Source organism: Bradyrhizobium sp. STM 3557 (genome assembly GCF_045571465.1).
Classification (GTDB): domain Bacteria; phylum Pseudomonadota; class Alphaproteobacteria; order Rhizobiales; family Xanthobacteraceae; genus Bradyrhizobium.
Genome location: NZ_CP120697.1, coordinates 3,255,350 through 3,275,540 on the forward strand (window position 1 = coordinate 3,255,350; position 20,191 = coordinate 3,275,540).

A 20,191-nucleotide genomic window follows, 5' to 3' on the forward strand; every position below is an offset into this window, starting at 1 on the left:
CCGCCGCTTGGCCGGGCCCTGCTGAGCGGGGACAGCCCATGTTGAATTGGCAGCCTGACACCAGGCCGCGCGACCGCGCGCGTGCCACCACTGTCTTAGCCGGCAACGTCAATCATTTTCTGATCGAGAGCGAGCAGCGCGTCATTGCGCATTGCCGCGCCATGCTCAGGCGCAATGACCTTGAAGCCGATGAGCAGCAAAGGCTGGCGAAAGTGCTCGATGACGCCGATCTGCGCTTGCGCCGGCTGCTCGTGGCCGCAGCCTGAGTTGTCAGGGAATCGTTGCTTCCCCGAAGCAAAAACGCCGCCCAGGATTGGACGGCGTTTCATTCCGAAAAGCGTAGAGGTCGTATGACCCGTGCTTAGCACATCTGTCCTCGCCGGTCCATCACATTGCACGGGTCAGGCGCGAATGGCGTCGTCGACCGGATAGGGACCATGGCCGAAAGCGCGGTCGTGATAACCCTTGCTGCCGATCGCCTGCGCGAGTGGGCTGCGAATGTCCTCGTCGGCTTTCAGTCGCGCCACGAGCGTGCGGAAATCATGGCGCGGCCGCCAGCCGAGCTCGGCGCGGGCCTTTGCGTTGACATAGACGCGATCGATGCCATCGAACATGCTCCAACCTCGGCGGGCATATTCCTGCACGTAGTCCGGAACGATGCGGCGGACCACCTGCGGCGCGTTGCCACGCAGCTCGGCCATGTCCTCGCGTGAGAATGGCGTGGTGGCGCTGATGATGTATTTCGCAAAACGCGCAGTGGAGGCGTGAGCGATCGCTTTCAAGTGGGCGTCGACCACATCCTCGATGTCGACGCGGCGATGCAGGAACTCGTTCACCTTCGCGTTGCTGTCGTCATAGGCGCTGCGCACGGCAGCGTCATCGTCCGGTTCGGGAAAGAAACGCGAGACGCGCAGCACGATCGCAGGTAGGGCCTGGTTGCGCGCGAACAGCTGGCAGAGATCTTCCGCCGCCGCTTTGGTGACGCCATAGATGTTCTTCGGCACCGGCGAGACGCTCTCCGTCACCCAGGCCGCCGGCTCGCCTCGCGGCGGCACCAGCGCATCACCGAACACACTTGTGGTGCTGGTGTAAACGAAGGCCGTGACATCGGCGGCCCTCGCTTCCTCCAGCAGGTTCAGCGTGCCCGTGATGTTGACGTTGACGAACGCCTGCCGGCTATGGGTCGCGACATGCGGCTTGTGCAAGGTCGCGGCGTGCAGCACGACCGTGACGCCCGCCATGGCATCGCGCACGACATCGCGCTCGGTGATCGAGCCGATCCGGTGCGTGACGGCGCCGGGACGGATGTCGAGGCCGATGACGTCGCGCCCCTGCGCCTGAAGCGTGCGCACCAGCGCTTCGCCGAGATGGCCGGAACTGCCGGTCACCAGGATCGTCACGGTCTGCTCCTCCGTGATCGGCGCCGCCGCGTCAGGTCCGGTAGCTCGGGTCGATGCGGTCGAGCTTGCGCAGCAGCGGAGGCCAGACCAACTGTGTCGAGCGCAGCTCGGCCCGATCGGCATTCTGGAACAGCTTCGCGTTCTTCTCCACCACCTCATCCTGCACGGGATAGACTGCTGGACCGAGCGTCCGGGTGCGGACCTGGATCGAGCAGGCGCGCTCCAGCTGATACATACGCTCGAAGGCGGAAGCGACCGAGCGGCCGACCGTCAGCGTGCCATGGTTGCGGAGCAGCATGTGGTTCTTGGCTCCGAGATCGCGCTGCAGGCGCGGCCGTTCGTCATGATCGAGCGCGATGCCCTCATAGTCATGATAGGCGAGATCATGGGTGACGTACTGCGCGATCTGGTTGACCGGCTGCAGGCCTTCGGCAGAGCTCGACACCGCGACGCCGTCCAGCGTGTGCAGATGGATCACGCAAGCAGCGTCCTCGCGCACCTCGTGGATCGCCGAATGGATAGTGAAGCCGGCCGGATTGATGCGGTACTCGCTCTCGGTGAGCTGGTTGCCGGCAAGATCGACCTTCACCAGGCTGGAGGCGGTGATCTCCTCGAACAGAAGACCGTAAGGGTTGATCAGGAAATGATGCTCGGGACCGGGCACCCGCGCCGAGATGTGGGTGTCGACAAGGTCGTCCCAGCCGAACAGCGCCACGAGGCGATAGGCCGCGGCGAGATTGACCCGCTGGCTCCATTCCGCCTCCGTCATGTTCGCAGGCACTTCCTTCGGGCGCGCTTCCGCTGGCGACATCGCCGTTCTCCGCTGATCGGTCAGTTTGAGCGGAGCGTAGTCGCCCGATTTCGCCGCGACAAGGCGCGGCCGAACGGGGGCTGTTATGCAGGGCGCGGCGGGTTTCTGCCGCTTTATCTTGACGCGTTTTCTTGACGCGAACCGGTGCCCACTTCGCTTGAAAACGCTTTACGGCGCGGGAATCGACAGCAGGCTCGAGATGCTCTTGCCGCGGATATCATAGACCCGCGCGAACACGACGTCGTCACGCTTGATCTCGACCATGACGGGCGCGGACAGGCCCTTGCAATAGAACTCGCCGAGCGTCATCGCGAAATCGGCGCCGCTGCTGTCCCAGCCGATCGTGAAGTCGGGACCGAGCGCGACCTGCGCGGGGCGCTGCGGTCCGCACACCGCGACCTTCCATTTGCGGGTCTCGGGCGGCACTTCCTGGCGCTCGTCGAGCTGCTCCTTCAGGCCATCGGAGGCCTGCTTCAGTGCCAGGCCCCAATAGTCCAGCATGAACCGGGCGTCGGCCTCGCGCACGGTGCCTGCGATGTAGTTGAAATGGGCGTATTGATAGGGATGCAGCCGGATCATCTCGGCGAGCGGCAAGAGCAGGCCGAAGCAGAACACCGTGACGGCCAGCGGCTGCCAGTTCCGGCGGCTGTCGGCTTTCAACCAGTCGAGCAGCCAGGCGAAGGCGAGACCACCGAGCAGCGCCATTGGTGGGATCACGAACACGAAGTGGCGGATGCCGTTGTAGAGGGCGGGGCGCTTCACGATCGCGATCAGGATGGGCAGCGTCGCAGCCACCGTGAGCATCAGCACGATGCTCTTCTGCCGCGCCGTCATGCTGTTCCGCGACAGCGACAGCACCGAGACCACCGCGCCGGCGATGAACAGGCCAAGCATCAGTTCGGGGAGCTGGAGAGCAAACAAGGTCGGCAGATAGGACCACGGCATGTCCGGCACCGAGACCAGCGCGCCGTCGAACATCTCCTTCCAGGGCTTCTCGAAGAAGTGCGAGAAGTAGGTCAGCGCCCGGAACGGATTGGCGGGCTCGATGATCGACCACGGCCAGATCAGGCCCATGATGAGATAGCCAAGGATCAGGCCCGGAACCAGCACGTAGAGCACGTGGACAAAACGGCGGACCGCCTCGCGCGGCCCCTGCGTGCGATATTCCTCCAGGAACAGCGGCATGAAGCCGACGACGGCGTAGACCACCGCAAGCCCGCCCAGGATGCGCGAGCCGATCGACAGCCCGGCGCCGAGGCCGACGATCAGGATGGTCCGCGGCGTGGGGTACGGATACTCCTCGGCAAGCCGCACGAGGCCCATCAGCAGCACCACCATCGCCACGGCGAAGGGCGCGTCCTTCGGGTTCATGAACATGTGGCCGTAGAAGATCGGGCACAGCGCCAGCAGCAGCAGCGCGCCAAGACCCGCAACCGCGCCGCCGATCCGGCGTGCCAGTCGCCAGGTCACGGCAAGGCCGATCAGCCCGACGACGGCGCCGACCAGCCGCCGCGTTTCGAACAATTCCAGCGGAACGATCTTGTGCAGCAGTGCCGCGACCATGTCGAAGCCGCCGCCATACATGTAGAGATTGGCGAAGGAGAGCGCCGCGGTGTCGCGGAAGCCGGACCCGTACATGCGCAGCAGCAGGTCGGCATATTCGGCGTGGGTGTAGTCGTCCCAGCCGAGCCCATAGTCACGGAAGGTCAGTCCCGCGACGACCGCAACCGCTGCGAGCACGAAGAGCGCAAGGTCGTCGCACGTCCGTTCGACCGTACGCCGTACCGGCGTGTCGAGGACAGAAGTAGTGATGGATGACATGGTTGGTAGTGACCCGCGTCCCCTGAAGAGCCCGCTCTTGCGCCGAAAGCCTCATTCCCCGGGCGTTCCTATAGCGCAGATGTGGTTTTCAAGTCATTGGCGAATGCAACTTGATCATTTCATTGCGATGCAGCAACGGCTTGAAAGTCGGCTAGTTCCGGCACTATTGACAGGTCCACAATGAACGCAGGCTGAACCTGCCACGAGCTCCGGGATCGCCCGGGGGAAGGGCAGGCGCTAGAATGACAGGATAGGCGGAAGGCATCAGTTGACGGTATCATGGCCCCGGCGTACACGCGATGCTTGTGCAAGTTGGCGGCGGGATTTAAGGCTTCGCTGCAAATCGTCGCGGCACGCCCTTCAAGTTTCAGATTCAAGCGGCATCGGTAAGCTTAGGATTCTAGTGTGGTTTTGTTTTCGGAACCTGCTGGCTCCGGACTGCCACATTAGGAGGTGGGTTGGATGATGAGCGCCATGTTGATTGCCGGGGCCGTCGCCGCGCTTGCGGGGCTCGGAGCGATCGCTCTCGGTATTCCGGTCAAGGAATTCAGCTTCGGCAACACGATGATCCTGTCGGGCACGATCGGCGTGTGCACCGGCCTGATCCTGCTCGGATTGTCCGCCGTGCTGGGCGAGCTCAAGGTCATTTCCCATAGGCTGCGACTGCAGGTCGCAGGCGACCCGGGTTCCAAGGCATTGGATTTGCCCGGCGAGAGCGAGCCGCGCGGGGTGACCAACGTCACGGCGGCGCCGCCGCTCGATGAGCTCTTGGTCAGTGGCGGACCGACACGCGGCCGTGGCCGGCAGGCGGAGCTGGCGCCACCATTGCCCGAGCCGGAGCGCGAGCCGCCGCCGCTCGGCGAGCGGGAGCAGGCAGCGCGACCCAAGCGCAACCTGCTGTTCGAGAGCTCGCTCCGCCGGGACCGCGAGCGGGGCGAGAAGCGCGCGACTGATCCGCTGGCTGCCGAGTTCCGGAGCTCGCCGATGAGCGAGCCGCCCGCGCCGGAGCCGATCCAGCCGCCGCCGTTCGAGGCCAGCTGGCCGAAGCCGGAGCGGATGCGCTCGCAAGAACCGCCGCCGCTGCGCCGGCCGGCGCGTGCGGCGCCCGCTTTCAACGAGCCGGAGCCGCCGCAGCGTGGCAGCGAGACCCCTGAGGTGACCGTTGTCAAATCGGGCGTGGTCGATGGCATGGCCTATTCGCTCTATTCCGACGGCTCGATCGAGGCGCAGATGCCCGAGGGCATGATGCGCTTCAATTCGATCGCCGAGTTGCGCACGCATCTCGACCAGCGCGGCTGAGCTACGGTCGAGCAAGATCCGCTGATCCGGATCAGATCGCCGTCATCGCAATCTACTTGGGCGAGCTGCACATTCCCGAGATGATCGTTTCGATCTTCTTGTCAGTGCGCCGGTTCCCGGCGCATATGTTTGACGGCCGCAAGTCCACGTCAGGTATTCGCGCGGCGTGATACTTGGCGCCGGGGACGCTCCGGCGGCGACGAGGTGTCCATGTCAGAGGGTGCGGGCAAGAGCTTCATCGATCTCACCGCCAACATCGTGTCGGCCTATCTGAGCAACAATCCGACGCCGGCCGCCGAGATTCCGAACCTGATCAGCCAGGTGCACGCAGCGCTGCAGCGGGTGGCGAACGGCCGTCCGGAAACGACGCCCGAGCCGGCCAAGCCGGCGGTGCCGGTGAAGAAATCCGTTCATCCGGACTATCTGGTGTGCCTGGAAGATGGAAAACGTTTCAAGTCGCTGCGGCGGCATCTGCGCACGCAATACAACATGACGCCCGAGCAGTACCGCGACAAATGGAACCTGCCGCCGGACTATCCGATGGTCGCGCCGAACTACGCGGTGACGCGCTCGCAGCTCGCCAAGAAAATGGGATTGGGGCAGCAGCGCCCCGAGCGCGGCAAGTAATGCGACCCGCGCGTTACGATGCTTCCGCCAAGGCCTCGCGCGCGTCGGTGCGGATGCGCTCCACCATCGAGCGCAGGCCGTTGGAGCGCTGCGGCGTCAGATGCTCGCGAAAGCCGAATTCCTCGAACACGGAAGGCGCGTCGATCTCGAGAATGTCCCGCGGCGTGCGCCCGGAATACAGCGTGAGCAGGATCGCAACCAGGCCCCGCACGATGTGGGCGTCGCTGTCCCCGAGATAGTTCAGGACCGGTTCCTCGCCGCTGCAGTCGACATGTTTCGACAGCCAGACCTGGCTGGTGCAGCCCTGCACCTTGTTCTCGGCCGAATGCTCGGCCTCGGGCATCGGCGCCAGCGACCGGCCGAGCTCGATGACATACCGGTACCGGTCGTCCCAGTCGTCCAGTAGCGCAAAATTCTCGCGGATCTCGTCGATCGTCATGATGCTCATCGTTCTGTCCGTCTCCCTCTATATGGGATTGCGGACGGACGAAAGCGATATTGGAACTGCGCGAGATGGCGCCCGTCAGGGGGTCTGCGTCTGCGCCGGTGGCAGATGCCATTCGGCGGCGAGATCCTCCGACGACAGGGTATCGGCAGGCGCCTCGCCGGGCGTTATCTGGGCGACCTGGGGCTCATCGATCGAGCCGGTATGATCCGGGGCGCGCTTGTCGGTGGCGGCCGGCTTGACCGGGCCGATCAGCTTCTCGGCGCCGCCGATCTTGTCCGTCGTCTCCGGCGGCTTGTCGGTGATGATCTGATAGACCTTGCGTGCGCCCTCGGCGGCGCGGTGGCCGATCACGGTGGCGGCCTGGCCGCCGACGTCGCAGGCCTGCGGCTGGCGCTTGCAGAACTGGCTCATATCGGAGACAGCCGCAGTCGCGGCCTGCACGGCTTCCTGCGCATTGATCTGCGGCAGCTTGGCGGTCTCAGGCGTCTTGTCCCGCGGCAACAACACCAGCACCAGCCCAAGCCAGAATGCCATGCGAAGCAGAAAGAACATGACGCAACCCCGATCGTCTTTACGCAACTGCGCTGCGTGACATCCGCAGCCAACCGGTAACTCGGTCCTCTTTGTACGGCTCAAGTGCTTGCTGTGAGCTTAATTGGCTGAGAACCTGCCAAGCCCGCGATTGAATTTTTCGTTCGTAAATTTTTGCTTGATGCGAGCGGAGCCAGGACGGGGAACGGTTTCTTTGCTCTGCCTGCTTGGCGCCGACGACGCGCTGCGGAAACTTTGCATTCACCATCCCGGCCGAATGCCGCAGGTCCGGAGGCCAAGGGCTTAGCGTTCGTTTAATGCGGTTCTGACACGGTGTCCCGCGACGAAAGGGGCGCCCGGCACGTTCTTGCTAAGAACGATCAGAGCCGCGGCGCGAGAGCCGTGATTGTGTTGAGTATCATCCGCGATTGTCTCGATGCGCTTCTGCATCCGTCGGCTCGAACAGATGCGCTGACACGCGCACGCCACCGGGCGTTCATTGCGCCAAGGCTGTTCGGCAGCCTCGCTGCCTTCGCGGTGTTTCCGGCCTATCTTGCCATGCGCGGCGCGCCGAGTGCGCTCGAGGTCGGCGCGATGGCGTGGCTGATCGCGCCGATCTTGCTGTCTTGGTTCTTGTCCCGGACCGGCCGCTACGAGCTGGCCTATGCGCTGTCCTCGCTGGCGCTCTCGGCTTTGATCGTCGCGCTCGCGATCGAGACCGGCGGCATCGAGTCGTTCGCCGCGGTGTGGCTGATCGTCGTGCCATTGGAGGCTGCGCTTTCGGCCTCGCGGCGCGTGGTGGTTTTCGCAGCGCTGCTGACGCTCGGCTGCTTGGGCGCACTGATCCTGATCGCGCATGCCGGGCTGCTGCCGCCGCCCGACGCCCATCCGGCGTTGCGCGCGGCGCTCGCCGCGTTCGGCGTCGCGTCCGCAACGCTCTATGCGTCGGTGCTGGCGTTCGCCGCCGACGCGCTTGCGCGCACCAGCATCTCGCTGCTGTCGATGGAAGAGGAGCGCTATCGGCTGCTGGCGCTCAACATGAGCGATGTGATCTCGCGTCATCGCCGCAACGGCGCCGTGATGTTCATCTCGCCGGCCGCCGAAAGCCTGCTCGGTGCGCCGGCTGCGCAGCTTCACGGCCACGGCCTGTTCGAGCGCGTCCATGTCGCGGACCGTCCGGCCTATCTCACCGCATTGGCGGAAGCCGCGCGCGGCAACACCGCGTCCAGCGTCGAATTCCGCCTACGCCGCGATCTGCCGAACGATTTGCGCAGCTCGCATCCGCCGGTCGATTTCATCTGGGTCGAGATGCGCTGCCGGCCGCTGGAGCGGGCAGGGCAGGTGGCCGGCGATGCCGAAGCCGAGGTCGTCGCGGTCATCCGCAACGTCACCGACCGCAAGCAGCAGGAGCAGGCGCTCGAGCTCGCGCGCAGCGCTGCCGAGCGCGCCGATGCGGCCAAGACGCGCTTCCTCGCCACCGTGAGCCATGAGCTGCGCACGCCGCTCAATGCGATCATCGGCTTCTCCGAAATGCTGGTGCAGGAGCAGTCGCTGATGCTGAGCGCAGCACGTCGCCGTGAATATGCCCAATTGATCAACGATTCCGGTCAGCATCTGCTTTCGGTGGTCAACGGCATTCTCGACATGTCGAAAATGGAATCAGGCAATTTCGAGATCGTGCCCGAGCCGTTCGCGCCGCGCGCGGCGCTGATCAATTGCTGCAACCTGCTGGCCTTGCGGGCGCGGGAAAACGGCATTGATCTGTCCGCCGATGCGCCGCAGGATTTGCCTGATATCACGGGCGATCCGCGCGCGTTCAAGCAGATCGTGCTCAACCTCGTTTCCAACGCGATCAAGTTCACCGAGCGCGGCGGCAAGGTGATGGTGGCTGCCGGCATCGAGGGCGCGCAACTGATCCTGCGGGTCAGCGACACCGGCGTCGGCATTGCCGTCGACGATCTCAAGCGGATCGGCGATCCGTTCTTCCAGGCCGGCAAAACCTATCAGCGCCGTCAGGAAGGAACCGGTCTCGGCCTGTCGATCGTCAAGAGCCTCGTGCGCTTGCACGCAGGTGAAATGTCGATACAAAGCAAGCTCGATGAGGGAACGACGGTGACCGTTGCATTGCCGCTCAACCCCGCCGGGCCGGACGGCAAAGCCGGCAACAATATCACGCCGCTGACGCCGTCGTTGCGCACTGCGGCCGAGGGCCAGGCGTTGCAGGTGAAGAAGAGTGCCTAGACGAGCCGCAGACGATGATGGCGCGCCCCGCCGGAGACGGCGAGCAGGTGCCACCGCCAAGGTGGAGGTTGCGGACAAGCGCGGCCTGGTGATGCGCGCGCTGCTCTACAGTCCGAAGGATCTGGTCGCCGGATTGCTCGGCCTTGCCGCGGCGAGCGCCATCATCGTCAATGCCTTGTACCTGCAGTCGGGACCACATCCGGCGCCGATGTTCGGCTCCTTCGTGGCGATGCCGACGACGCTGCCTGCGGCGAATCCGCTGCCGCGGCCCCGCCCGATCGAGGCCGATGTCTCGCCGTTCGATCCGAAGGCGATCGAGACCAGATCGGCGGATGCGAAAGCAGCCGAGACCAAGAGCGCGGATGGGCGAGGAGCGGATCAGAGATATGCCGATCCGCTGGCCGATCTCGTCAAGTCCATCAGCGGCGGGCAAAGCGCGGCGGCGCGGCCGCAGCCGACCGCGGCCCAGAGTGGCGGTGCGCGCCGCGTCGCGGCGGTCCAGCGCGCGTTGACCGACTACGGTTATGGCCAGTTGAAGCCGACCGGCATGATCGGCCCAGACACGCAGGCGGCGATTCAGAAGTTCGAGCGCGAACGCAAGCTGCCGGTCACCGGGCAGGTCTCGGACCGCCTGGTGCGCGAGCTCGCGATTGTCATCGGTCATCCGATCGACTAGAGCAGGGCCTGTCTCCACTCCCGACTGGCGCCCTTGGTGGCGTGATGCTGTCCGATGCGATTGAAGACCAGCCTATGGGTTGCAGCCTATCTGCGCCGCTGCCAGGGCGCGGGCGTGTTCGGCGCGGTGCGCCGACGCGGCGCGGACGAAGGCGGAGCGGTATTCGTCAAGGTCGCGCTGATGAACGGCATGGCGCAGCTCTATGCGCCGGCGCCGCAATCGCTCTATGACGACAGCCGGCCGGTCGAGCGCTTCTTCGTGCCGATGTCGCCGCAGCCGATCGCAGAGAGCGCGGTCGAGGAACGGCTCGCCAAGGAGCTTCGTTTCGATCCCGATGCCTGGATCATCGAGACGGAGGACAAGGAAGGCCGTCACTTCCTCGAGATCGTGCGCGATCTCGGCTGAAGCAACACGCGGCGTCTCTCAGCGCTTGTAGCCGTCGGTACCGGTGCGGGCGACGTGGCCGGGCGCTGCCGGCGACGGCGACCGGGCCGCGCCGCGGGCGCGCTGACGCTCGTCGTCATAGAGCGCGGGACGATGCTTGGGCCGCGCCGCGCTTGCCATCGCCGCACCGCGCCAAGCCGCCAGCATGATCAGCGCGGCGTGCCCGCTCAGGCGGTGATAGAAGCGCGACAGCCGAAACACGGCATGGACGGATTGACCGACCTCCGGCTTGAGAAACAGCAGCACGCGCTCGAACACCGCGCCCGGCATATCGAGCGCCTTGAGCGCGCAGGCAAGCGCCTCGCCGCTGGCATCCTCCACGATCTGCTCCGCGATCCGCTGCGCCAGGATCAGGCTCTCGCCAAGCTCGTTGGTGAAGATCTCGATGTCGGAAATGAATGCCGCCATCTGCAGCGCGTCGACAGCGTGCGCCGCGCGCTCACGCGGAATCCGGGTCGCCGGCTTGAGCGGCGTGCTAGCCAGATTGTGCAGAATGGCGACGCGCTCGCTCGAGGCGGCGCGGAAGAACATCTCGGCAAGTTCGGCCGCATCCTTTGGCTGCATCGACAGGCCGGCTGCGGCGGGAAGCGGCTCATGGACGGCTTGCGGCAAAAGCTCTGCCGGCAGCGGGGCGGCCAGCGGCATCGGCTGATTGTCGAGCGCGGGGCGCAGGCCGAGCTTGCGCAGGATCATGACTGGCGCGGCGGGATAGATGGCGAGCCGTCCGCGCACGGCGGCGCGGGTTGCGTCGTCAACCTCGTCGATCAGGCGCGAGGTCAGCTCGATAAACTGCCGTTCCTCGTCGGCGGAATGCGCCTGCGTCTGCACGTAGAGGTCCGTCAGCACGCGCAGCAGCGTCGGTCTGATGTCGACACCCTCGCGGCGCGAGAGCGACAGCAACCCGTCAAAGCCGGGAAAGGGCGGTGATGTCGTCATGTCGGGTACGCAACTTCGGCAGTGATAGCGTCAACATACCCCAAGTTGTTTTAACAGCTCGTTAAGGAAAACAATCGGTGAAGATCGGCCGAGAATTCCCGGTGAGACAAAGACGCAACGGATACGCGCGATCTCCACGGGGCCTGCGCCGCGCCCAGGGCACCGGGTTGCCAAATTAAGTTGCCGTTAACCATGCCCTGATCTTAATCGCCGGCATGAGAGACCCAGATCACAGTCGCGATCAGCACAATGGATTTGAGTTCTCGCAGGTGAGGGTGCCGCACGTTCTGAGTCCTGACGTGAGGTCGAGGTGGCACCGGGAACGTCAGTTGTGAGTGCCCTTTGCCCGCGAAGTTCGTGCACAGGGGTCTGCAAGAGTCACAAACTTCGCGCACAAAAGAGAACTGACATGGCAACCATCATTGAATTTCCGGCGAATGCAGCGCTGCGGCGCTCGCGCGCGGGCACACCGCAGGAGACGATGGGCACGATCGTGATCCTGCCGGTGGTGCGGATCGAGCGCGAAACCACCACCACGAATGACGATCGCGGGCCGCGCGAGGGTGCGGCTGCGAGCCGCCGCCGCCGGCGTCGCTGACGAGAGGCGGAATGGGAATGCCGGACATCATGGTCCCGGTCCGGCGTCTCGTGCCGGTCCTCGCGCTCTTGGCCGTTGGCGCGATGCTCGCAGCCTGCAGCGGAGGCGATTTCGGACGCACGCGTGCCGACTTCCGCAATGACGACATGCACAAATGGATCGGTCAGGAAGCGACCGCCAGCGTCGGCGTGCCGCCATCGCAGTTCCAATTGACCGACGGCGAGCGCCAGCTGCGCGATCTCGCCTATCCGCTGATCGAGCCGCCGCATTCGCGCCCCGCTTGGAAGAGCGTGTTCGGCGACTATCAGCCGTCGCCTTCACCGTGGCGGCAGAAGGTGGTGTTCGACCGTACGGCCTATGGCCGTGCGCTGATCGACGAGCCACATCGCTCGCACGCCTCGCGCTATTCGCAGCTCATCGACGACGTGCGCGACGATATCACGCGCTTCGAGCCGTTCTTTGCGTCCGCGATCCGCGTCCTCGAACTCGACCGCAAGCGCCAAGCGAGCATGCATTACATGTCGGAAATCTCGCCGCGCGAGAAGGCGGACGCCGTCGCGCGCATGCAGGAGAACTCGCTGATCGTGCAGTGGGTGCAGATCAGCCTGGAGCAGCGCGTCTCGTCCTATCGCTGGGCACTCGAGCGGCTGGTGCTACAGGCGCCCGATCCGATCGCGGCGGACGCGGACCGGTTGATCGGCGAGCTCGCCGCGCAGACCGCGAATCCGCCGGTCGCAGCAAGGCCCGTCATCGAGCGGCCGCTGACCACGCGGGGGTGAAATTATTGCTGCCGTAGCCCGGATAAGCGAAGCGACATCCGGGTCTTGGCTCCCCGCGTGTCGCTTCGCTCACGCGGGCTACGTGACCGCTAGAATTTCACAGGGGCTGCGCGGCGTCGGTTTGCACGGCCCGCGCATGCGCGCATCCAGCATGTTGGTCTTGCTGTAGCGCGGATCGCCGGTGACTTCCTCGCCGATCCACTCCGGCAGATGGACGGTGGCAGATACGCTGTCCAGCTCGATCTCCGCGATGACGACGCCGTCGAGCACGTCGTGATAGACGTCGATCTCCCAGATCCCGCTTTGTCCGGGAACGTAGTGCCGGGTCTTCTCGAGAATCCGCCCGGTGCAGTGGGCGAAGATCGCCTCGGCATGGTCGCGCGGAATCTCGTATTCGAATTCCTCGCGTGCAAGACCTTGCCGGCCGCTTTTCACGCAGAGCGTGGTGCGGTTGCCGTAGCAGCGGACACGAACCTTGAGATCGCCTTCGCGTGCAACCAGCCCATCCCGTAATCGTTCGCTGTGGGTGACGTGGGCTCGCCATGCGTCATTCTTGACCAGAAACTTGCGTTCGATTTCGACAGGCATGACCAACGACTAAGGCGACCAACGGCCCGCATGCTTACGCCATCCGCAAGGGCGGCCGCAACAGCGATGCATCGCATGATGAAGATCGTCCCTGTCATCATCGCGTAACAAATGCCCGCGCGACGGCATCACACTTCAAATCCTGGCCAGAGCTCCTACCGCTTGCCGCGCGGCTTCTCGGCTTTCGCCGGCGGCTCGGTCTGCACGCTGCAGCTCGCGGCTTTGAGCGAGGCCTGCGCCTGCGGCATCAGGCCAGGCTCGGGCGCGAGCGCCTTCAGCACGATCAGTCCTGTCGTGGTCGGCGAGTCGATGATCAGCCGGTCCGCCGAGGTGATCTCTTCGTCCTCAGGCAGCTCGTTGTGCTGCGCCTCGGTCATCAGGTCGAGCTCGATCACCTTCTTGCCTGCCGAACGATCGTTGATGGCATAGTAGGCGAGCTCGTTGCGGGTATAGAACGACACCGATGTGTAGGCCTGGCTCACCGGCACGGTGAGCTTGAGCGGACCCTCCGACAGATCGTAGCGGCAGATCGCGGTCGCGAAGGCCGGGTCCATGAACGGCATCGGCGAGGTGCCCGGTTCGGCGAGCGGAAGCTGTATCACCGTGTTGAGCGTGGTCATCGGGGTCAGGCGCGAATAGGCGTCTTGCGTTGCGATGCGCGGCAGCGCCAGCACGCTGACGAGATGGACCACGCCGCCGAGCAGCACGCCAACGATGATGGTGAAGGCGAGCCGGATCATGGGCAGCCCACCGTCGCAATGGCGGGCATCGGCGCGTCGCGCTGGGTACGCGTCGCCACCCCGACCGGCGTGTCATAGAGGCGAAGCATCAACGCATAACGTTCGATGCCGCCGGTCGGCAGCCAGTTGCCGGAGCGCGAGCGCGAGGCGATGTGGATCTCGAAGGTGCCGTCGGCGCCGCGCACGATCTCCTGACTGGTGAAGCCGTAGCGCTGCAGCGTGTTGGCGACCAGGTGCCCCTTGTTGTCGTACAAGGTCAGCGTCCAGAACCTCGCCGGCGGCGTGACGCCGGAGACCACGACATCGCAGCGGCCGTCGAGCGGCTTCTTCTTGTCGTCAGCGGTGGCGGTGAAGGCGACGCCGTCGCCGGTGCCGATCGGCAGCTCGCCGTTGCGGGTGATGGTGGCGCGCGCGTAGGGATCGACGTCGGAGGTGCCCGTCTTCGGCCGCGCCGTCCAGGCGCCGATCGTCAGCGTGCCGAACTCGGTGCCGCGGGTGGTCGTGATCCAGGTCGCTCCGACGCCGACGCCGGTTGCGATCAGGAGTGTCATCAAGGTGATGAAGAGCAGCCGCACGGGTCGCCGATATCAGTTTTTGCGTAACGCTGGATTAGCAGTGCCATCCGTCGCCGCGGCATAATTCTCAGGGAATGCCAGCGCGCTCGACGAGGCCGGCTTGGCCGGCGCCGGCTGATCGCCTGACGCACTCTTGTTGGCGGTGCGGGCCACATCATCAAGCATCTTCTCGACCTGCACCAGGATCTCGGCGCCGCGCCGGGTCAGCACGGGTGGCGGTCCCGGCTTGATCTCCAGCGTCTTCGGCTGGCCGGCCTGGGCCATCGCCTCGGAGGAACTCGGCTTCGGCAGCTTCTCGCCCATGCCGACGCCCGGCAATTCCTTGACCTCCACGCCTTGATGCGCGGCGACCATGATGTCGTGCCAAGTCTGCGCCGGCAGCGAGCCGCCGGTCATGCGGTTGGTCGGCGAATAATCGTCATTGCCGAACCACACCGCGCACGTGAAGTTGCCGGTGTAGCCGACGAACCAGGCGTCGCGATAGGCATTGGTGGTGCCGGTCTTGCCGGCGGTCGGGATGCCGTCGAGCGCGGCGCGCCGTGCGGTGCCCTCGCTGACCACATGGCTCATCATGCCCGCCATGTCGGCGGCGACCGAGGCGGGGATCGCCTGGCGCGGCTTCGGCCCGTCGCGGTCCCAGCGCCAGACTAGGTCGCCGGCGCCGGTGCGCACCTCCAGCACAGCATGAGGCGTCACCGCCTTGCCCCGGTTCGGGAAGGTCGCGTAGGCGACCGCATGTTCGAGCACCGTGACCTCGTCCGAGCCGATGGGCAGCGAGGGCGTGTCCGGCAGCGGCGCCTTGATGCCGAACCGGCGCGCCACCTCGACGATCTTGGCGCGGCCGGCCTTGGGGCCGTTCGGCTTGCCAAGCTCGATCGACAGCTTGACCGGCACCACGTTGATCGAGTGCGTGATCGCCTCGGTCAGCGTCACCTTGCCCGAATAGGAGTGGCCATAGTTCTGCGGGCACCAATTGCCGATGCAGACCGGTCCGTCGACGATGGTCGAGGTCGGCTTGAAGCCGTTCAGTAGCGCTGTCGTGTAGACGTAAGGCTTGAATGACGAGCCCGGCTGCCGGTAGGCATCGACTGCGCGGTTGAACTGGCTGGCGCCGTAATCGCGGCCGCCGACCATGGCGCGGATGCCGCCGTCGAGATCGGAAACCACGGTCGCGGCCTGCGTGGCGTGATAGTCGCGGCCGAACTGCCGCAGCTCGCTCTCGATCGCCTCGTCGGCCGCATGCTGCACGTTCATGTCGATCGAGGTCCGCACCACGAACACGCGCTCGGTGTACGACTTCGGGAACGTATCGACGAGCTTGCGCATCTCGTCGAAGGCATAGTCGAGGAAATAATTCGGCGAGCTTTCGTCGCGGCGGTCGACCGCGAAGGCCGGGTTGCGGCGGGCGCCGAACACCTGGCCCTCGGTCATGAAGCCGGCATCGACCAGGTTGTCGAGCACGACGTTGGCGCGGGCGCGCGCCGCCGGCAGGTTGATGTGGGGCGCGAACTTGGTCGGCGCCTTGAATAGGCCGGCCAGCATGGCGGCTTCCGCGAGATTGATGTCGCGCACCGACTTGTTGAAGTAGAAATGCGCGGCGCCGTCGACGCCGAAAGTGCCGCCGCCCATATAGGCGCGGTCGAGATAGAGCTTGAGGATCTCGTTCTTGGTCAGCCGGGTCTCCAGCCAGATCGCCAGGAACGCCTCGTTGACCTTGCGCTCGATGGTGCGCTCGTTGGACAGGAACAGGTTCTTGGCGAGCTGCTGGGTGATCGAGGAGCCCCCCTGGCGCACGCCGCCGGCCTGGGCGTTGGTGACGAGCGCGCGCGCAAGGCCGGGAAAGTCGATGCCGAAATGGTCGTAGAAGCGGCGATCTTCGGTCGCCAGCGTCGCCTTGATCAGATTGTCCGGAAAGTCTTCCAGCGGGATCGAGTCGTTATGCTTGATGCCGCGGCTGCCGATCGGATTGCCGTAGCGGTCGAGAAAGGTCACGGCGAGATCTGACTTCTTCAGCCAGTCCTCGTCAGCGGTTTCACGGAACGCCGGAACCGCGAGCGCCAGCAGCAGGACAAGCCCGCCGAGTCCAAGGGTGGCGGCTTCGGAGAACGGCTCGACGAACACCCAGCGCTTCCAGCCGCCGACATAGAAGCGGTCCATGAACGCCGAGTAGCGCTCAAAGAGCTCGCGGCTGCCGCGCAGTGAGGAGAACAGCGCCGAATCGAACCGCGCATCGAGATCAAGGCGGAGATGATTGAGCCGCTGTTTCCAATCGTCTGGAATGATCTGGCGCACGGAGACCCTGGTGGTTTTCGAAAGCCGTCAGCTCTCTGTCAAAGGCGCTCAACGGCCCGGCCCGAAGTGGCGCCGAACGTCTTGATGGAATGTTGCGGCAAACCCAAGGCGCGGGCGTGAGAACGATTCAACCTATCTACCCGAGCAGGGGGCATAAACCAATGGCGCTGCTCACAATTTAATGCACACGGCTGACGCGCTGCGGCATGCTGGAACTCGCGTTCGGGCTTGCGCCGGGGCGGGCCGGGACACTAGATGGCGGCCACGTCGCTTCCTTAAGGACTCGTTGATGACCGCGCCGCTCAAACGGCCCTCCGGACAGGAGGGATCCTTCTGGAAAACCAAGGCGTTGGAGGAGATGTCCACCGCCGAATGGGAAAGCCTGTGCGACGGCTGCGGGCGCTGCTGCCTGGAAAAGCTGGAAGACGAGGACACCGGCGACATCTATTTCACCCACATCTCCTGCAGGCTTCTGGATGCCGGCCTATGCGCCTGCAAGGATTACCCAAATCGGTCCGAACAGGTGCCGGATTGCGTTCGCCTGACGCCTGAGAATGTCCGCACCATTACCTGGCTGCCGCCGAGCTGCGGCTATCGGCTGGTTGCCGAGGGGCGCGATCTCTATTGGTGGCATCCGCTGATCTCGGGCGATCCCCAGACGGTGCATGAGGCCGGCGTGTCGGTGCGCGGCCGGGTCGAGGGCACTGAGGACAATGTTCCAGATGACGAGCTGGAGGACCATATCGTGCAGTGGCCGCAGCTGCTGCCGAAGCGGGCCCGGTTGAAGCGCCGGCCGCGCTAGGGTCCGTTCGCATCGCGGCAGGCGCGTGTCGAGCAGGCGAGCGAGAATTCACATCCCCTCACATCCCCGCGACGGTTGGACGCATCGCGGGATGCACCCATGCGCCGGACCCGCTGCCGCACAGGGCATTTCTTCCCTAGATTGACGTCAGATTAGCGAATCCACGCTATTTCCACGCGCTTTCAACGACGCCATTCCTCATGAACAAATTCGACCGGCAGCGTGCCCGAGCTGTCGCCAGTGAAACTCTGCCCGATGAGATCGCTTCGGAACTGCCGCACCTGCCAGCGCGGGTGAAGGCCGTCAGCGATGCCCCGCCGCTGGCGGGACCGTCGCCCCTGACTCCTGCCGAGGTCCGCACCATCCTGATGAGCCTGTTGCTGACGATGTTCCTGGCCGCGCTGGACCAGACCATCGTGGCGACCGCGCTGCCGACCATCGGCCGCCAGTTCCAGGATGTTGCCAATCTCTCCTGGGTCATCACCGCTTATCTCTTGGCCTCCACCGCGGTGGCGCCGGTGTTCGGCACGCTCTGCGACATCTATGGCCGCCGCTCCATGATCATCACCGCGCTCAGCCTGTTCATCGCTGGCTCGGTGCTCTGCGCGCTGGCGCCGAACATGCCGGTGCTGATCCTGGCGCGCGGCCTGCAGGGGCTGGGCGGCGGCGGCATCATGCCTGTCGTGCAGACCGTGATCTCGGACGTCGTCAGCCCGCGCGAGCGGGGCCAGTACCAGGCCTATTTCAGCGCCGTCTGGCTGGTGGCGGGCCTGCTCGGTCCGGTGGTCGGCGGCTTCTTCGCCGACCATCTGCACTGGTCGATGATCTTCTGGATCAACCTGCCGCTCGCGATCGCCGCGCTGGCGCTGCTGCTGCCGAAGATGGGGCGGCTTCCGGTCTATCACCGGCTGCGCAAGGTCGACTGGCTCGGCGGCGTGCTGCTGATGGCATCGGCCGTGGTGTTCATGCTGGTGCTGACCTGGGGCGGTCACCGCCTGCCGTGGCTGTCGCCCGCACTGCTCGCGATGATCGGCAGCGGCGTGGCGCTGTGCCTCGCTTTTGTCTGGCACGCCAAGAGCGCCAACGAGCCGTTCCTGCCACTGTCGCTGATCGGCGGCAGCGTGGTGCCTTATGGCCTGCTGGCGAGCGGCTGCGCGCTCGGCGCCATGATCGGGCTCACCGTCTATCTGCCGCTTTATTATGAGGTGGTCCATCACCTCTCAGCCAGCGAGGCCGGGCTCGGGCTCATTCCGCTGGCCGCGATCTCGACCTTCGGCGCTGCCGTGGCCGGCCGCACCATGGCGCGCGTCAAGCATTACAAGCGCGTCGCCATCATCGGCACCGTCATCGCCACCATCGCCGCGGCGGTGATGACTGTGACCACGCCGTCGCTGTGGACGCTCTTGCTGCTGCTCTCGGTGTTCGGCATCGGGCTCGGCACCGCATTTCCGATCTCGGTGGTGTCGCTGCAGAACGCGGTCGCGCGTTCGCAGATCGGCACCATCACCGGTGCGATGAACTTCTTCCGCGCCATGATGTCCTCCTTCACGGTCGCGGCGTTCGGCGCCATCCTCTTGATGGTGCTCGGGGCCGACATCTCGCTGGCCGAAGGTGCGAGCGGCACCGTCAGCGGCATCGCATCCGCCGAGATGATCCACGCCTTCCGCTATGTCTTCGGCGCCGCTACCGCGATGCTCGCCTGCGCGGCGGTCTGCATGATCCTGATGGAGGAGCGTCCGCTCGCCGGCCCTGCGGCGCGGCCGGCCGCGGTGGAGATGGCGGAGTAGGCGACCCACGCCTCTCGGGCTGTCCGGGCAAAAGACGTTCGTCCTGTAGTGCCATCAAGACGTGTGTTCGAAGATCTACTCGCGTCGCCCATCTGAGCCGTCGTCGACGGAAGCTTACCGCGTCCGTAGAAAATCGGGGTCCTCGGTTCACGGCAGCTTAGCGCGGACCGGATAATTGCATCGGCCGAACGGAATCCGGGGCCATGCGGTCGATGCGAATAGGACTTGCGAAATACGCCGAGGATCGCGCCACGCGCCGGTCCAGGGTTCAGGATCTGATGGTGGCGGCGGACGGCGGCGACGTCGAGGCCCAGGTTGCGCTCGCTTGGCAATACGTCCATGGCGAGTTCCTGCCGCGTAACCTGGGGGCGGCCGGCACCTGGTTGGAGCGGGCCGCAGCGTCCGGCGAGGAAGAGGCCGGGGTTCAGCGGGCACGCTTCCTGCAGCTTCGTAACGTCCCCCGAGGCAACCGGGAGCTGCGCAGCTTCGCGGCGCGGGGCAATTGGAAGGCGCAGTTCTGGCTCGCCCAGCATTACGAGGCGCGGCGACATCGCATCAGCCGGCTGAAGGCCGTGATCTGGTACGATCGCTCGTCAGGCAACGGCAATCTGCTCGCTGGGATCGCCAAATTCGTGCTGCTCGCCCGGCTGGCGCCGCTGCCATCCAAGCCGATCTTCGCCGCGGCGGCGCTGCGCGAGATGGCCCTGACGCTCCGGCGCCTCACCCCGAGCCGGCGCCGCGCTGGTCGCTACGAGGCGTTGCGATACCGGCTGGAGCCGCGTAGCTGGTAGAGACG

At 65.4% G+C, this 20,191-nt stretch carries 21 protein-coding genes; 11 read left to right on the forward strand and 10 right to left on the reverse strand.

Going from position 1 to position 20,191, the window contains the following annotated elements:
- Nucleotides 1-38 precede the first annotated feature (38 nt).
- Nucleotides 39-266 carry a hypothetical protein gene (locus P6U24_RS14645; protein ID WP_407159796.1) on the forward strand — a complete coding sequence of 76 codons (228 nt, stop codon included), beginning with the start codon at nt 39-41 and terminating at the stop codon, nt 264-266.
- A 135-nt stretch (nt 267-401) separates the two neighbouring features.
- Here the strand turns inward: P6U24_RS14645 and P6U24_RS14650 are convergent, their stop codons facing one another.
- The 3 genes from P6U24_RS14650 to P6U24_RS14660 all read right to left on the reverse strand — a co-directional run bounded on the left by P6U24_RS14650 (nt 402) and on the right by P6U24_RS14660 (nt 4,032).
- The gene (locus tag P6U24_RS14650) at nt 402-1,400 is read right to left on the reverse strand and encodes an NAD-dependent epimerase/dehydratase family protein (protein ID WP_407159797.1); all 999 of its coding nucleotides are present in this window, start codon (nt 1,398-1,400) and stop codon (nt 402-404) included.
- A gap of 31 nt (nt 1,401-1,431) precedes the next feature.
- Nucleotides 1,432-2,211, reverse strand: a complete 780-nt coding sequence (locus P6U24_RS14655) for a class II aldolase/adducin family protein (RefSeq protein WP_407159798.1) — start codon at nt 2,209-2,211, stop codon at nt 1,432-1,434.
- A gap of 168 nt (nt 2,212-2,379) precedes the next feature.
- Complete coding sequence (locus P6U24_RS14660; protein WP_407159799.1) at nt 2,380-4,032, reverse strand: glycosyltransferase family 39 protein; 1,653 nt, start codon at nt 4,030-4,032, stop codon at nt 2,380-2,382.
- Between the two features lie 462 nt (nt 4,033-4,494).
- Between P6U24_RS14660 and P6U24_RS14665 the strand changes: the two genes are divergently transcribed.
- Entirely contained in the window at nt 4,495-5,331 is an 837-nt protein-coding gene (locus P6U24_RS14665) for a hypothetical protein (RefSeq protein WP_407159800.1), read from the forward strand.
- 210 nt (nt 5,332-5,541) lie between these two features.
- The gene (locus tag P6U24_RS14670) at nt 5,542-5,958 is read left to right on the forward strand and encodes a MucR family transcriptional regulator (protein ID WP_407159801.1); all 417 of its coding nucleotides are present in this window, start codon (nt 5,542-5,544) and stop codon (nt 5,956-5,958) included.
- 13 nt (nt 5,959-5,971) lie between these two features.
- Here the strand turns inward: P6U24_RS14670 and P6U24_RS14675 are convergent, their stop codons facing one another.
- A complete protein-coding gene (locus P6U24_RS14675) occupies nt 5,972-6,397 on the reverse strand; it encodes a SufE family protein (protein ID WP_407160462.1) in 426 nt (141 codons plus the stop codon).
- 84 nt (nt 6,398-6,481) lie between these two features.
- Nucleotides 6,482-6,958 (reverse strand): DUF5330 domain-containing protein, encoded by a 477-nt coding sequence (locus P6U24_RS14680; RefSeq protein WP_407159802.1) that lies wholly within the window; start codon nt 6,956-6,958, stop codon nt 6,482-6,484.
- Nucleotides 6,959-7,348: 390 nt separating this feature from the next.
- On the opposite strand from P6U24_RS14680, the gene P6U24_RS14685 reads away from it, so the two are divergent.
- The 3 genes from P6U24_RS14685 to P6U24_RS14695 are packed head-to-tail and all read left to right on the forward strand — an operon-like array spanning nt 7,349 to nt 10,259.
- Nucleotides 7,349-9,178 (forward strand): PAS domain-containing sensor histidine kinase, encoded by a 1,830-nt coding sequence (locus P6U24_RS14685; protein WP_407160463.1) that lies wholly within the window; start codon nt 7,349-7,351, stop codon nt 9,176-9,178.
- Nucleotides 9,171-9,854 (forward strand): peptidoglycan-binding domain-containing protein, encoded by a 684-nt coding sequence (locus P6U24_RS14690; protein WP_407159803.1) that lies wholly within the window; start codon nt 9,171-9,173, stop codon nt 9,852-9,854. The genes P6U24_RS14685 and P6U24_RS14690 overlap by 8 nt, the downstream gene beginning before the upstream one ends.
- Before the next feature lie 54 nt (nt 9,855-9,908).
- Complete coding sequence (locus P6U24_RS14695) at nt 9,909-10,259, forward strand: DUF1491 family protein (RefSeq protein ID WP_407159804.1); 351 nt, start codon at nt 9,909-9,911, stop codon at nt 10,257-10,259.
- An 18-nt stretch (nt 10,260-10,277) separates the two neighbouring features.
- Here the strand turns inward: P6U24_RS14695 and P6U24_RS14700 are convergent, their stop codons facing one another.
- Nucleotides 10,278-11,234, reverse strand: a complete 957-nt coding sequence (locus P6U24_RS14700; protein WP_407159805.1) for a DUF2336 domain-containing protein — start codon at nt 11,232-11,234, stop codon at nt 10,278-10,280.
- 409 nt (nt 11,235-11,643) lie between these two features.
- On the opposite strand from P6U24_RS14700, the gene P6U24_RS14705 reads away from it, so the two are divergent.
- Entirely contained in the window at nt 11,644-11,832 is a 189-nt protein-coding gene (locus tag P6U24_RS14705; protein WP_407159806.1) for a hypothetical protein, read from the forward strand.
- A gap of 29 nt (nt 11,833-11,861) precedes the next feature.
- A complete protein-coding gene (locus P6U24_RS14710) occupies nt 11,862-12,611 on the forward strand; it encodes a hypothetical protein (protein WP_407160464.1) in 750 nt (249 codons plus the stop codon).
- 78 nt (nt 12,612-12,689) lie between these two features.
- Here the strand turns inward: P6U24_RS14710 and P6U24_RS14715 are convergent, their stop codons facing one another.
- The 4 genes from P6U24_RS14715 to P6U24_RS14730 form a co-directional block, all read right to left on the reverse strand.
- Nucleotides 12,690-13,199: a CYTH domain-containing protein gene (locus tag P6U24_RS14715; RefSeq protein WP_407159807.1), complete on the reverse strand. Its 510-nt coding sequence runs from the start codon at nt 13,197-13,199 to the stop codon at nt 12,690-12,692.
- 155 nt (nt 13,200-13,354) lie between these two features.
- On the reverse strand, nt 13,355-13,939 hold the full coding sequence (locus P6U24_RS14720) for a DUF1254 domain-containing protein (RefSeq protein ID WP_407159808.1): 585 nt from the start codon (nt 13,937-13,939) through the stop codon (nt 13,355-13,357).
- Nucleotides 13,936-14,514: a DUF1214 domain-containing protein gene (locus P6U24_RS14725; RefSeq protein ID WP_407159809.1), complete on the reverse strand. Its 579-nt coding sequence runs from the start codon at nt 14,512-14,514 to the stop codon at nt 13,936-13,938. Before P6U24_RS14725 ends, P6U24_RS14720 begins: the two co-directional genes overlap by 4 nt.
- A gap of 12 nt (nt 14,515-14,526) precedes the next feature.
- A complete protein-coding gene (locus tag P6U24_RS14730; protein WP_407159810.1) occupies nt 14,527-16,806 on the reverse strand; it encodes a transglycosylase domain-containing protein in 2,280 nt (759 codons plus the stop codon).
- 289 nt (nt 16,807-17,095) lie between these two features.
- Between P6U24_RS14730 and P6U24_RS14735 the strand changes: the two genes are divergently transcribed.
- The 3 genes from P6U24_RS14735 (at nt 17,096) to P6U24_RS14745 (ending at nt 20,186) form a co-directional block, all read left to right on the forward strand.
- On the forward strand, nt 17,096-17,608 hold the full coding sequence (locus tag P6U24_RS14735; protein WP_407159811.1) for a YcgN family cysteine cluster protein: 513 nt from the start codon (nt 17,096-17,098) through the stop codon (nt 17,606-17,608).
- A 200-nt stretch (nt 17,609-17,808) separates the two neighbouring features.
- A complete protein-coding gene (locus P6U24_RS14740; protein ID WP_407159812.1) occupies nt 17,809-19,395 on the forward strand; it encodes an MDR family MFS transporter in 1,587 nt (528 codons plus the stop codon).
- Between the two features lie 203 nt (nt 19,396-19,598).
- Nucleotides 19,599-20,186, forward strand: a complete 588-nt coding sequence (locus P6U24_RS14745; RefSeq protein ID WP_407159813.1) for a hypothetical protein — start codon at nt 19,599-19,601, stop codon at nt 20,184-20,186.
- Nucleotides 20,187-20,191 lie beyond the last annotated feature (5 nt).